11 protein-coding genes are annotated in these 13499 nt (G+C 66.3%); 6 read left to right on the top strand and 5 right to left on the bottom strand.

Annotated features, from left to right (window positions below; translation table 11 throughout):
- Positions 1–187: 187 nt before the first annotated feature.
- From ppc to BMY06_RS19540, 3 genes are all read left to right on the top strand, one after another.
- The gene (gene ppc / locus BMY06_RS19550) at positions 188–3400 is read left to right on the top strand and encodes a phosphoenolpyruvate carboxylase (protein WP_074984712.1); all 3213 of its coding nucleotides are present in this window, start codon (positions 188–190) and stop codon (positions 3398–3400) included.
- A 144-nt stretch (positions 3401–3544) separates the two neighbouring features.
- Positions 3545–3751 (top strand): type II toxin-antitoxin system VapB family antitoxin, encoded by a 207-nt coding sequence (locus BMY06_RS19545; protein ID WP_065057354.1) that lies wholly within the window; start codon positions 3545–3547, stop codon positions 3749–3751.
- Positions 3748–4128, top strand: coding sequence for a type II toxin-antitoxin system VapC family toxin (locus BMY06_RS19540; RefSeq protein ID WP_065057353.1), 381 nt, complete (start codon positions 3748–3750; stop codon positions 4126–4128). The genes BMY06_RS19545 and BMY06_RS19540 overlap by 4 nt, the downstream gene beginning before the upstream one ends.
- A 36-nt stretch (positions 4129–4164) precedes the next feature.
- On the opposite strand, the gene BMY06_RS19535 is transcribed toward BMY06_RS19540, so the two are convergent.
- The gene (locus tag BMY06_RS19535) at positions 4165–4929 is read right to left on the bottom strand and encodes a class I SAM-dependent methyltransferase (protein WP_074984710.1); all 765 of its coding nucleotides are present in this window, start codon (positions 4927–4929) and stop codon (positions 4165–4167) included.
- Positions 4930–5184: 255 nt separating this feature from the next.
- Between BMY06_RS19535 and BMY06_RS19530 the strand changes: the two genes are divergently transcribed.
- The 3 genes from BMY06_RS19530 (at position 5185) to BMY06_RS19520 (ending at position 8751) form a co-directional block, all read left to right on the top strand.
- Complete coding sequence (locus BMY06_RS19530; RefSeq protein WP_065057352.1) at positions 5185–6012, top strand: helix-turn-helix transcriptional regulator; 828 nt, start codon at positions 5185–5187, stop codon at positions 6010–6012.
- 134 nt (positions 6013–6146) lie between these two features.
- Entirely contained in the window at positions 6147–7562 is a 1416-nt protein-coding gene (gene argH / locus BMY06_RS19525; protein ID WP_065057351.1) for an argininosuccinate lyase, read from the top strand.
- A 259-nt stretch (positions 7563–7821) separates the two neighbouring features.
- Positions 7822–8751 carry a bestrophin family protein gene (locus BMY06_RS19520; RefSeq protein WP_074984708.1) on the top strand — a complete coding sequence of 310 codons (930 nt, stop codon included), beginning with the start codon at positions 7822–7824 and terminating at the stop codon, positions 8749–8751.
- Between the two features lie 96 nt (positions 8752–8847).
- Here BMY06_RS19520 and BMY06_RS19515 read toward each other — a convergent pair whose 3' ends face one another.
- The 4 genes from BMY06_RS19515 to BMY06_RS19500 form a co-directional block, all read right to left on the bottom strand.
- Complete coding sequence (locus BMY06_RS19515; RefSeq protein ID WP_080180715.1) at positions 8848–9549, bottom strand: lysozyme inhibitor LprI family protein; 702 nt, start codon at positions 9547–9549, stop codon at positions 8848–8850.
- Positions 9550–9566: 17 nt separating this feature from the next.
- Positions 9567–11846, bottom strand: a complete 2280-nt coding sequence (locus BMY06_RS19510; RefSeq protein ID WP_074984707.1) for an arginine/lysine/ornithine decarboxylase — start codon at positions 11844–11846, stop codon at positions 9567–9569.
- Between the two features lie 88 nt (positions 11847–11934).
- The gene (gene dcd, locus BMY06_RS19505) at positions 11935–12504 is read right to left on the bottom strand and encodes a dCTP deaminase (RefSeq protein WP_065057348.1); all 570 of its coding nucleotides are present in this window, start codon (positions 12502–12504) and stop codon (positions 11935–11937) included.
- A 356-nt stretch (positions 12505–12860) separates the two neighbouring features.
- Positions 12861–13397 carry a superoxide dismutase family protein gene (locus tag BMY06_RS19500; protein WP_065057347.1) on the bottom strand — a complete coding sequence of 179 codons (537 nt, stop codon included), beginning with the start codon at positions 13395–13397 and terminating at the stop codon, positions 12861–12863.
- Between the last annotated feature and the right edge of the window lie 102 nt (positions 13398–13499).

Below are 13499 nucleotides of genomic sequence, written 5' to 3'. Positions count from 1 at the left end.
GCCGTTCGATCCGCCGCGATACCGCAGCACCGCAGTCCGCGCGGCTCGCGCAGGATGGCTCCCGCCATCCGTTCTGGTGGTTTCTGGTAGCACCGAAGTACCCTGACCGCGGCCCGCGCCGCGGCCATGCAGTTGGCAGTCCCCGAATACCCTGTCCACACTCCTGGCTAGTCTTGAGGAAAACATCGTGAAGTCTTCCGGATCGGCGCGCGCAGAGCGCCGCAACAACGCATCGCTTGCCTCTTCTTCCCCCGCGGCCGCCGACAAGGCCAAAACCGCCAGGGCCGTGAAAGCCGCAACGGCCACTGAAACGAAGAAGACGACGAAGACATCGAAACCGGCCGACGCCAGCAAGACCACGAAAACGAAAGCGACGAAGGCGGTCAAGGCCGGCAAGTCGTCAAAAGTCGCGTCGAAAGCCGCGTCGAAGGTCGCCGAATCCGCCGGGATCGTCGAAGTGGCGCAGGCGGCAAAGCCTGAAAAAGCCGCGAAGGCGACGAAAGCCACCAAGGCCGCAAAGCCCGCCAAGGCGCCGAAAACCGCCGGCGCGCCGCGCGGCGGCCGCACGCGCGACGAAGAACAGCGCGACGACAAGGACCAGCCGCTCTTCGAAGACATCCGCTATCTCGGACGCCTGCTCGGCGACGTCGTGCGCGAACAGGAAGGCGATGCCGTGTTCGAGGTGGTCGAAAGCATCCGCCAGACGGCCGTGCGTTTTCGCCGCGAGGACGACAACGCCGCCGCGCTCGCGCTGGAAAAACAGTTGCGCGGACTCTCGCCCGAGCAGACCGTGAGCGTGGTGCGCGCGTTCAGCTATTTCTCGCATCTGGCGAACATCGCCGAGGACCGTCACCGCAACCGTCGCCGCCGTATCCACGATCTGGCCGGTTCGGCGCCACAGGCGGGCACCATCGCGCATTCGCTCGAACGTCTCGCGCAAGCGGGCGCCGCCGCCACGCCGATGCTCCAGCAGTTCTTCAACGATGCGCTGATCGTGCCCGTGCTCACCGCGCACCCCACGGAAGTGCAGCGCAAAAGCACGCTCGATTCGCAGCACGACGTCGCGCGCCTGCTCGCCGAACGCGACCAGCCGCTCACGCATCGCGAACGCGAGCATAACGAAGCGCTGCTGCGCGCACGCGTGACCTCGCTGTGGCAGACGCGCATGCTGCGCGACGCGCGCCTGACCGTCACCGACGAAATCGAAAACGCGCTCTCGTACTACCACACCACCTTCCTCACCGAGATTCCCGCGCTGTACGGCGAGATCGAAACCTCGCTCAAGGAGCACGGTCTTTCCGCGCGTCTGCCCGCGTTCTTCCAGATGGGCAGCTGGATCGGCGGCGACCGCGACGGCAATCCGAATGTCACGTCGGCCACGCTCGAAGAAGCCAGCGAGCGCCAGGCGCAGGTGATCCTGCAGCACTATCTCGACGAAGTGCACAAGCTCGGCGCGGAACTGTCGGTGTCGAATCTGCTTGCCGGCGCGAGCGACGAACTCAAGGCGCTGGCCGAAGCCTCGCCCGACCAGTCGCCGCATCGCGTGGACGAACCGTATCGGCGCGCGCTGATTGGCGTGTACACGCGCCTCGCCGCGAGCGCGCGCGTGCGCCTGGGAGAAGGCGTCGTGGCCGTGCGCAGCGCGGGCCGCAACGCCGCGCCCGTGCGCGCGCAGCCGTACGCCGACGCCGCCGAGTTCTCGCGCGATCTGCACATCCTGATGGATTCGCTCGCCGCGCATCACGGCGCTTCGCTCGCCACGCCGCGCCTCGCGCCGCTCGTGCGCGCGGTGGAAGTGTTCGGCTTCCATCTGGCCTCGATCGACCTGCGTCAAAGCTCGGACATCCACGAAGCCGTGATCACCGAACTGCTCGCGCGCGCGGGCGTGCAGGCCGATTACGCGGCGCTCTCCGAAGAAGACAAGCAGATCGTGCTGCTCGCGCAACTCGCCGATCAGCGTCCGCTGCGCTCGCCGTATCTCGACTACTCCGCCCTCGTGAAGAGCGAACTCGGCGTGCTGGAAATGGCGCGCGTGACGCGCGAAAAGTTCGGCGCGCGCGCGGTGCGCAACTACATCATCTCGCACACCGAAACGGTGTCGGACCTGCTCGAAGTGATGCTGTTGCAGAAGGAAACCGGTCTGCTCGGCGGCCGCCTCGGCCACACGGACGATCCCGCGCAGGCCGCGCTGATGGTGATCCCGCTGTTCGAAACGATTCCCGACTTGCGCCACGCGCCGGGCATCATGCGCGACCTGCTCGCGCTGCCGGGCATCGACGGCATCGTCGAGCATTGGGGCAACGAGCAGGAAATCATGCTCGGCTATTCGGACAGCAACAAGGACGGCGGCTTCCTCACGTCGAACTGGGAGCTGTATCGCGCCGAACTCGCGCTCGTCTCGCTGTATCGCGAACGCGGCATCACGCTGCGTCTGTTCCACGGGCGCGGAGGCACGGTCGGACGCGGAGGCGGCCCGACCTACAACGCGATCCTGTCGCAGCCGCCGGGCACGGTGGACGGCCAGATCCGCCTGACCGAACAGGGCGAGGTGATCGCCAGCAAGTTCGGCAATCCGGAAATCGGCCGCCGCAATCTGGAGACGGTGATCGCGGCCACGCTTGAAGCCACGCTGCTGCCGATGGACAACACCGCGGGCAATGCGCCGGATCAACTGCCGGCGTTCGAAGCAACCATGCAGCATCTCTCCGATGCGGCGATGGCGGCGTACCGCTCGCTCGTCTACGAGACGCCCGGCTTCACCGACTACTTCTTCGCCTCGACGCCGATCACCGAAATCGCGGAACTGAACATCGGCAGCCGCCCGGCTTCGCGCAAGCTGCAGGATCCGAAAAACCGCAAGATCGACGACCTGCGCGCGATTCCGTGGGGCTTTTCGTGGGGCCAGTGCCGTCTGCTGCTGACGGGCTGGTATGGCTTCGGCAGCGCGGTGGCCTCGTATCTCGACGAAGCGGACAGCGACGCCGAACGCGCGCGCCGCCTCGCGCTGTTCAAGAAGATGTACAAGACCTGGCCGTTCTTTGCGAACCTGCTGTCGAACATGGACATGACGCTCGCGAAGACCGATCTCGCGGTGGCGTCGCGCTACGCGCAACTCGTCGCCGACAAGAAGCTGCGCAAGCATGTGTTCGAGCGCATCGTGGCCGAGTGGGAGCGCACGACGAAGGTGCTCGACGAGATCACCGGTTCGAACGGCCGTCTCGCCGACAACCCGCTGCTCGCGCGCTCGATCAAGAACCGCTTCCCGTATCTCGATCCGCTCAATCACTTGCAGGTCGAGCTGATCAAACGCTATCGCGCGGGCGACCCGAGCCCGCGCGTGCGGCGCGGGATTCATCTGACGATCAACGGGATTGCGGCGGGGTTGCGGAATACGGGTTAACTGCGCGGGCGACCGCACGGGTTGACACCGTATAAAAAAGCCTCGCAGGTCTTTGATCTGCGAGGCTTTTCTTTTGGACGATGCTTGCCGGGATGCAAAATTCTGATGCAAAATCGCATCAGAATCTGAATCACGGAGGGCAGCATGCGCACCACGGTGACCCTGGACGACGCGCTTTATGAGAAAGCGCTCGAAATGGCCGATCCCGGCATGGAGAAGGCCGATCTGTTTCGCGAAGCCGTCAAGACGTTCGTGCGGGTTCAAGCGGCCAAGCGGCTGGCCGCTTTAGGCGGCAGCGCGCCCGAGATGGCGGACATCGCGCGTCGGCGCGACGACACGCCCGCGTCATGAGCGTGCTCGTCGACACGTCGGTCTGGGTCGATCATTTCAGACGCCGAAACGGAGCGCTCGTCGAACTGATGCTGAGCGACGAAGCGCTGGCTCATCCGATGGTGCTCGCCGAACTGGCCTGCGGCACGCCGCCCGCGCCACGCGTGCGCACACTAGGCGACATTGGCCTGCTGCGGTCGGCGAATCCGGTGAGCCTGCAGGAAGTCATGGCGCTGATCGAACGCGAACAACTCTACGGCCTCGGCTGCGGCGTGGTCGACCTGATCCTGCTCGGCTCCGTGCTGATCACGCCGGGCGCGCGCCTCTGGACGCTCGACAGGCGGCTGGCAGGTCTCGCCGAACGCTTCGACGTGGCCTGGCAGCCGCCCATGCATTGAATTGCGCGCAGGCTAACCTGTTGCGCAACATGCCCCTCAATCCCGCCGCGTCGCCTCGATCATCAGCGCATCGAGCTTGAACGAGCGATCGCTCTGCACATCGAAATACTGGCGCACTTCATCGGGCGCGTTGTCCCACATCGAGCGGATCGCCGTCACGCGCTCCGGCGGCGTGCGCATGCGCGCGACCCACGTGTCGAAGTCGAGCGCGATGCGCCAGCGCTCCGTCACCTTCGCGTCGAAGCCCGCCGCATCGAGCATGCTCACCCACTCGTCGGCGCGGTAATCGCGGATATGCGACGCATCGCGCAGCAATTCCACCGCCTGAATATGCGTGTCGAAAAGCGGATCGTCGATGCCCGCGATATCGATGAACTTGAGCCGGCCGCCCGGTTTGAGCACGCGATGCACTTCGGCGAGCGCGCGCGGCACGTCGCGCCAGTGGTGCGCGCTCATGCGGCTGATCGCCCAGTTGAAGCTCGCGTCGGCGAACGGCAACGTCTCGGCGGCGCCCTGCTGCGTGCGGATCGTGCTCAAACCGCGCTCCTTCGCGGCGGCTTCGACGGTCGCGAGCATCGGCGGCGCGATATCGTAGGCGACGACTTCACGCACATGCGGCGCGACCGCGAAGCTCGCGTGACCCGCGCCGCAGCCCATGTCGAGCACCCGCGCGTTGCCGCAGGTCGCCGCGAAGGTCGCGGCCAGGTTCTCGAGATCGGCACCGGTTGCGTGGACCTGGCTGGTGAGATAGGCGGCGGCGGTCGTGCCGAAGGCGTCGGCGACCTGATCGTGATGCTTCATGACATGCTCCTGGTGCGGATCCGGCGCGCCGACGCTCCTGCGCGCGCACCGGTGTTCCGGTTGTGTGGGGCGCGAGTTCAGCTGCATGGACCACGACATCTGCGGCTGCGGCCTCGCGTCAATCTTTTTTGCTTCTGTCCCCGGGGCGGGTCGGCGCGGCGGCCCGGCGCCGCGTCAGCCGTTACAATAGAGCCCGTTCTGTACCAGTACAAGTTGAGCGATTATTCTGGTATCGCCAGCACCCGCCAGCCTTCCATGAGCCTCGATACCTCCACTACCGGCGATTCCGGCCCCGCTAAAACCCTCGACGCCACGCCCGCGCGCGCGCTCGGCGAGTTCATCCGCGCCCATCGCGAGCGTCTGTCGCCGCAGGAAGTCGGCCTGCCGCCCGGCCCGCGCCGGCGCACGCCCGGCCTGCGCCGCGAGGAAGTCGCGCAGCTTTGCGGCGTGAGTCCGACCTGGTACACGTGGATCGAGCAGGGCCGGCCGGTCTCGGCGTCGGCGGACGCGCTCGCGCGCATCGCCGTGGCGCTGCGGCTCTCGCGCGCCGAACGCGCCTATCTGTTCGAACTCGCCGCGCAGCGCGATCCCGCCGAACCCGACACCGCCAGCGCCGCCGACGCGCCCGCCACCCTGCTGCAAACCGTCGGCCTGATCGACGCGCCCGCCTACGTGCTCGACCGCCAGTGGACCGCGCTCGCCTGGAACGCGCAAGCCGCGGATCTGTTCACGGGCTGGCTCGACGGCGATCACGACCGCAACCTGCTGCGTTTCACCTTCACGGAGCCGCTCGGGCGCGAGCTGATCGTCGACTGGGAAACCCGCGCGCGCCGTCTGGCCGCTGAGTTCCGCGCCGACTCCATCCGCCATCTGAACGACGCGCCCACGCGCGCGCTGATCGATTCGCTGATCGCCGCGAGCGACGAATTCGGCCGCTACTGGGGCTCGCAGGACGTGTTCGAGCGCGAAGGCGGACGGCGCGAATTCCATCATCCGCGCCACGGCCGCATCGCTTACGACCAGATCACGTTCAAGCCCGCGCACCGCGAGGATCTCAAGCTGGTGGTGCTGGTGCGCCTCTGAGTGCGCCCCGGACGCGCCGCATCGCCGGTCCGCGCCTGCGCGGATGGTAAAATCCTGAACTTTCCTGCCGCACCCGGCGCCCTGCGAGGCACTCAGCGCGCGGCCCGCTTTCCCATCGCTCACCGCTCATCATCATGACGTCCCAACTGCACAAAAAAGGCGAAGCCTGGTCGGCTCGCTTCTCCGAACCCATGTCGGAGCTGGTCAAGCGCTACACGTCGTCGGTCTTCTTCGACAAGCGACTCGCGCTCGTGGACATCGAGGGCTCGCTCGCGCACGCGTCGATGCTGGCCGCGCAGAAGATCATCTCCGCCGACGACCTCGCCGCCATTCAGGGCGGCATGGCGCAGATCAAGGGCGAGATCGAGCGCGGCGAATTCGAGTGGAAGCTCGATCTCGAAGACGTGCACCTGAACATCGAAGCGCGCCTCACGGCGCTGATCGGCGACGCGGGCAAGCGCCTGCACACGGGCCGTTCGCGTAACGACCAGGTCGCGACCGACATCCGCCTGTGGCTGCGCGGCGAGATCGACCGCATCGGCGGCCTGATCGGCGACCTGCGCGGCGCGCTGCTGGACCTCGCCGAGCAACACGCGGGCACGATCATGCCGGGCTTCACGCACCTGCAGGTTGCGCAGCCGGTCACCTTCGGCCATCACCTGCTCGCCTACGTGGAAATGTTCACGCGCGACGCAGAGCGCATGGTCGACTGCCGCAAGCGCGTGAACCGCCTGCCGCTCGGCGCGGCGGCGCTCGCGGGCACGAGCTATCCGATCGACCGCTTCGCCGTGGCGAAGACGCTCGGCTTCGACGGCATCTGCACGAACTCGCTCGACGCCGTCTCCGACCGCGACTTCGCGATCGAATTCACGGCCGCCGCCGCGCTCGTCATGACGCACGTGTCGCGCTTCTCGGAAGAACTGGTGCTGTGGATGAGCCCGCGCGTCGGCTTCATCGACATCGCCGACCGCTTCTGCACCGGCTCGTCGATCATGCCGCAGAAGAAGAACCCCGACGTGCCCGAACTGGCGCGCGGCAAGACCGGCCGCGTGAACGGCCATCTGATGGGCCTGCTCACGCTGATGAAAGGCCAGCCGCTCGCGTACAACAAGGACAATCAGGAAGACAAGGAGCCGCTGTTCGATACCGTCGATACGGTCGCGGACACGCTGCGCATCTTCGCGGAAATGGTCGCCGGCATCACGGTCAAGGCCGACGCCATGCGCGCCGCCGCGCTGCAAGGCTTCTCGACGGCCACCGATCTCGCCGACTATCTGGTGAAGAAGGGTCTGCCGTTCCGTGACGCGCACGAAGCCGTGGCGCACGCGGTGCGGATCTGCGTGGATCGCAACTGCGATCTCGCCGACCTGACACTCGACGAAATGCGCAGCGAACTGCCGGCCGTCGCGCATCTGCTCGCCGAAGACGTGTTCGAAGTGCTGACGCTGGAAGGCTCGGTGTCGTCGCGCAATCATCCGGGCGGCACTGCGCCCGAACAGGTGCGCGCGGCGATTGTCGCGGCGCGCGCGGCGCTCGGCGCGGCGAAGTAAGCGCGAAGTTAGCGCGAAGCAAGCGCAGCGGCCCGCCAGGCCATGCACCCGAAACGGGCGCGCGACGGACAACGTCGCGCGCCCGTTTTGTTTTTGCGCGCGGCGTGTAAATTGCGCAGAGGCAAACCGCGCGGCTGTACCCGCTTCGAATGGCCCCAGTTGTACGCCTGACGATCGCGCCCCTTGACCTAGAATCGAGATCGTTACTGTTGCGCTTCTATCGCGTTCCGTCGCTTTCCCGCTCCGAGTCTCCGCCCCGATGATCGTCCGCCCTCACCTCAACTGGTTCCGCATGCTGCTCGCGTGGCGCGGTTCCGTCCTGCCGCAACTGCTGCCGCGGCTCTTTATCGTGCCGTGTCTGTCGATCGTCGCCGTCGCCGCGCACGACCACATCCTGCGCGTGACCGTGAACCTCAGCACGGTGCCGTTTTCGCTGATCGGCATCGCGCTCGCCGTGTTTCTCGGCTTTCGCAACAACGCGAGCTACGACCGCTACTGGGAAGGCCGCAAGCTCTGGGGGCAACTGCTCAACGAATCGCGCTCGCTCGCGCGCGAGGCGCTCACGCTCGTCACGCCCGGTCAAGGCGAGGACGCCCGCAGCCACGCGCGTCCGTTCGTCGAGATCCTGTGCGCGCTGCCGCATGCGCTGCGCCATCAACTGCGCCACACGGACCCGCGCGCCGACCTCGAAACGCGTCTGCCGCCCGCACTGCTCGAGCGCGCGATGGCCTCGCAATTCCGTCCCGCCACGCTGCTGCTGTGCGCGTCCGAGTGGATGCGCGGCGAAGCGCGCGCAGGCCGTCTGGACGGCTATGCGGTGCTCGCCTTCGAGCGCAATCTCAACGGACTCTCGGACGTGATCGGCGGCTGCGAGCGCATCGCCTCCACGCCGCTACCGTTCGCCTACACGGTGATGATCCATCGCACGGTCTACTTCTTCTGCGCGATGCTGCCGTTCGGGCTCGTCGACAGCATCGGCGCGCTCACGCCGATCTTCGCCGTGTTCGTGGCCTACGCGTTCATGGCGCACGAAGCGATCGCCTCGCAGATCGAGGACCCGTTCGGCATCGAAGACAACGACCTCGCCCTCAACGCGATGTCGACGGGCATCGAGTCGGCGCTGCACGATCTGCTCGGCGACCCGACGCGCACGCCGTCCCATCCGCCCGAGCAGTTCATTCTCGACTGACGCGGCCCAAAACCGCGGCTCAAAACCGCGCCCAAAACAAAACCGGCGTGTATCGCGAAGATACACGCCGGTTTTTTCATGGAACGCACGCAACGGTCAGCGGTTGTTCACCGTCTCCGACAAACGCTTCAACGTGGCCAGCCGCGCACCGAGCAGATCGAGGCGCGCGCGCTCGTCGATGAGCGGCGTGGTTGCATCGCGATACGCGCGCCACGCGCTCTGCGCGCGCGACACGGCAGGCCGCGCGTGCTTCGGCATCCGCGCGTAAAGCTGCCGGTAATAGCGGTTGAGGTCGTAGCTCACGTGCTCGCAGCGCGCATCGGCGCTACAGGCGCGCGAACGCGGCGCCTGGCCGTCCCAGCTCGCGGCTTCGTTGCGCAGCGCAAGCGCGCGGTCGCGCACCGGCTGCAAGCGCATGTCGGCCTCGTAGAGCTGATACGTGCTGCCGCTCGTGGTCGCGAACGCGGCGCCGAGCATGGTGTCCTCGGCGTCGCGCCACGCCACCCACTTCTGCTGGCTCAGCTTCCAGCGTTTCTGGTCCGCCGGTTTGAGCTTCGCGTTCAGTTGCACGAGCGCGGATTCCGTGGCGGCGCGCCATGCGCCGCGCGCCTCTTCCATGCACTGGATCTGGCCCGCTGTCGTCGAGCGGTCCGCGCGCGCGAGACACGCGCGCATCGCCGTATCGATCGGATCGGCGGCCGCCACTTCGGCGCGCGCGGGCGCGGCGGCGAACATCGTCGCCGCCAGCGCCAGCGTCGCCGTCAGCGCCCGCAGGGTTCGCGAAGTTCGCACCGTCATGCCGCCCGCCTCCGCGCTCAGCCGCGCACGCAATCCACGAAATACTCGATGCGGCCGTTGATGGTCTCGCCCACGAGTCCGTGGATGTCGGTGTGGAAACCCGGGAAGCGCTCGTTGAATTCGCGCGCGAACTTGAGGTAGTTCACGATCGTCTTGTTGAAGCGCTCGCCCGGAATCAGCAGCGGAATGCCCGGCGGATACGGCGTGAGCAGGATCGACGTCACGCGGCCTTCGAGTTCGTCGACCGGCACGCGATCGATCTCGCGGTGTGCGAGCTTCGCGAACGCGTCGGACGGCTTCATGGCCGGCTCCATCGTCGACAGATACATCTCGGTCGTCAGACGCGCGATGTCGTTGGCGCGGTAGACGCTGTGGATCTGCTGGCACAGATCGCGCAGGCCCACGCGCTCGTACATCGGATGCTGCGCCACGAACTCGGGCAGCACGCGCCAGAGCGGCTGGTTGTTGTCGTAGTCGTCCTTGAACTGCTGCAGTTCGGTGACCATCGAGTTCCAGCGGCCCTTCGTGATGCCGATCGTGAACATGATGAAGAACGAGTACAGACCGGTCTTCTCGACGATGATGCCGTGCTCGGCCAGGTACTTCGTGACGATCGCCGCCGGAATGCCGGTTTCGCCGAACTCGCCGTCCACGTCCAGACCCGGCGTGACGATGGTCGCCTTGATCGGGTCCAGCATGTTGAAGCCTTCCGCCAGCGCGCCGAAGCCGTGCCAGTGGTCGTTCGGACGCAGGATCCAGTCGTCGCGCGAGCCGATGCCTTCCTCGGCCAGATCGTCCGGACCCCAGACCTGGAAGAACCAGTCGTCGCCGTATTCGGCGTCCACCTTGCGCATCGCGCGGCGGAAGTCGAGCGCCTCGGCGATCGACTCTTCCACCAGCGCCGGACCGCCCGGCGCTTCCATCATGGCCGCGGCCACGTCGCACGACGCGATGATCGCGTACTGCGGCGAGGTCGACGTGTGCATCAGATACGCCTCGTTGAAACGATGGCGGTCGAATGCGCTGTCTTCCGAATCCTGCACGACGATCTGCGAAGCCTGCGAGATGCCGGCCAGCAGCTTGTGCGTCGAGTGCGTCGCGAACACGAGCGCCTTGGTGCGCGGACGGCCCGCGCCGATCGCGTGCATGTCCTGGTAGAACGCGTGGAACTCGGCGTGCGGCAGCCACGCTTCGTCGAAGTGCAGCGTGTCGAGCATGTCGCCGAGCAGATCCTTGATCATCTCGACGTTGTAGACCACGCCGTCGTACGTGCTCTGCGTGATCGTCAGAATGCGCGGCTTGACGTTCGGGTTCTTCGCCAGCGCTTCACGCGCGAACGGATTCGCCTCGATCTTCTTGCGGATGTTTTCCGGCTTGAACTCATCGCGCGGAATCGGGCCGATGATGCCGAAGTTGTTGCGCGTCGGCGTGAGGAACACGGGGATCGCGCCCGTCATCGTGATCGCGTGCAGGATCGACTTGTGGCAGTTGCGGTCGACCAGCACGATGTCGCCCGGCGCCACGGTGGCGTGCCAGACGATCTTGTTCGAGGTGGACGTGCCGTTGGTCACGAAGAACACGTGGTCCGCGCTGAAAATGCGCGCCGCGTTGCGCTCCGACGCCGCGACCGGGCCGGTGTGATCGAGCAGCTGGCCGAGTTCTTCCACGGCATTGCACACATCCGCGCGCAGCATGTTCTCGCCGAAGAACTGGTGGAACATCTGGCCGAGCGGGTTCTTCAGGAACGCCACGCCGCCCGAGTGACCCGGGCAGTGCCACGAGTACGAGCCTTCGTCGGCGTACTTGACGAGTTCCTTGAAGAACGGCGGCGAGAGCGCGTCGAGATACACCTTCGCTTCGCGAATGACGTGGCGCGCCACGAACTCCGGCGTGTCCTCGAACATGTGGATGAAGCCGTGCAGCTCGCGCAGGATGTCGTTGGGCAGATGGCGCGAGGTGCGCGTTTCGCCGTACAGGAAGATGGGGATGTCGGCGTTGCGCTTGCGCACCGCTTCCATGAACGCGCGCAGCGCGACGATCGCGGGCGCGTGCTCGGGCGCTTCGCCGTCGCTGCCTTCCACGTAGGGCAGCAGTTCGTCGTCGTCGATCGACAGGATGAAACAGGCCGCGCGGCTCGATTGCTGCGCGAACGACGTGAGGTCGCCGTAGCTCGTCAGCCCGAGGACTTCCGCGCCCTCTTTCTCGATGGCTTCGGCGAGTGCCCGGATGCCGGAACCCGAGATGTTCTCGGAGCGAAAGTCTTCGTCGATGATGACGACGGGAAAGCGAAACTTCATGGGCGAATCTCCAAAAGAAACGACCGCTGCTTTAAACGCGCAGCGGTCCCCGTATGTCGTTGAAGCCGGAGTGGGTTTGCGCTCGAACTCAGGTCTTCGGCAGCGTGACGCCGTGCTGGCCTTGATACTTGCCGCCGCGGTCGGCGTACGACACTTCGCAGATCTCGTCGCTCTCGAAGAAGAGCACTTGAGCCACGCCTTCGTTCGCGTAGATTTTCGCAGGCAAAGGTGTCGTATTCGAGAATTCGAGCGTCACGTAGCCTTCCCACTCGGGCTCGAACGGCGTGACGTTCACGATGATGCCGCAACGCGCATAGGTCGATTTGCCGAGGCAGACCGTCAGGACGTTGCGCGGAATGCGGAAATACTCGACCGTGCGCGCCAGCGCGAACGAATTCGGCGGGATGATGCAGACGTCGCCCTTGAAGTCCACGAACGACTTCTCGTCGAAGTTCTTCGGATCGACGATGGTCGAATTGATGTTCGTGAAGATCTTGAATTCGTCGGCGCAGCGGATGTCGTAGCCGTAGCTCGAGGTGCCGTAGCTCACGATCTTGCGGCCGTCTTCCGACGTGCGGACCTGGTCGCGCACGAACGGCTCGATCATGTTCTGCTCTTCGGCCATGCGCCGGATCCACTTGTCGGATTTGATTGCCATGTTTCGCTACGGTCCAGAAAAAACGGGGATGTAACCCCGGGCCGCGACCCGGGGGAAAGCCGCGCGAACGGGCCGACGGGCGGGCCGCTCGCGAAAGGCGACTATTTTACGCGATGTCAACCGGCGTGCCGGGAAGTGCGCCACGAGGCGCATCCATGCGGGCGCCGCAGGCTTTGCCGCGGCGCATCATGCGCGCTCGGGCGCTGCAATGCAAGCGTTGTTTGCGAGGATGGCTTCGGGCGGGCGCGGATCAGACGTGAGTCGGGCGGGAATCGTGCCAATCCGCAGCCTGGCGTGGACTTCGGGCCGGGCGGCTTGGGGCGGCTTGCGGCCGGCTTGCAGCGATTCGCGTCGGCTTACTGCGCCTTGATGACGCCGCACGCGATCGCCGCGCCGGTGCCGCGCTGCGGATACGCATACGGGTCGATGGCGTCGTGATGCACGATCACTGCGCGCTGGATGACCGAGCGCACGCCGTCGAGCGAAACATCCGGCGCGACGATGAAGCCGATAGCTACGCCGTTCGAATCCGCATGAATATTGCCGAGGTCGCCTTCCACGCGCGCGCCGGCCTTGAGCCGGTCGGCCGCGGGCGCGAACACGGCGCCCGCGCTGGAGGCGTCGGCGGCGTTGCAGTCGCCGCGCTCGTGTACCTGCAGCGCATGGTCGCTGTCCGGTTGCAGGCCGGCGAGGTTGTAGCTCACCTGCACGCCGTCCGAACGCTCGACGAAGGACACGGTCCCGCGCACCTGGCTGCCGACCGTGGGCAGCACCTGCGCGCCTGCGCGCTTGTCCTGCTGCCCCATGAAGCTCGTGCAGCCGCCCAGCAGCGCACACGCAACCACGGCCAGCACGACTGCGTCTACCGCGTTCCTGTCGTTCCGTTTAACCATGCGATCCTCTTGCCGTCTCGCGGCCGCCCCTGCGGCCGTCGATCCGGACCCATGAAGCCCACATGATACCGCGCGCACGCGCTCTCGCGGGCCTTGCATGAG

Origin of the sequence: Paraburkholderia tropica (genome assembly GCF_900109265.1) — a bacterium.
Lineage (GTDB): Bacteria > Pseudomonadota > Gammaproteobacteria > Burkholderiales > Burkholderiaceae > Paraburkholderia > Paraburkholderia tropica.
Note: the sequence above shows the minus strand (reverse complement) of the source record. Positions and strands in the feature narration are given on the sequence as shown.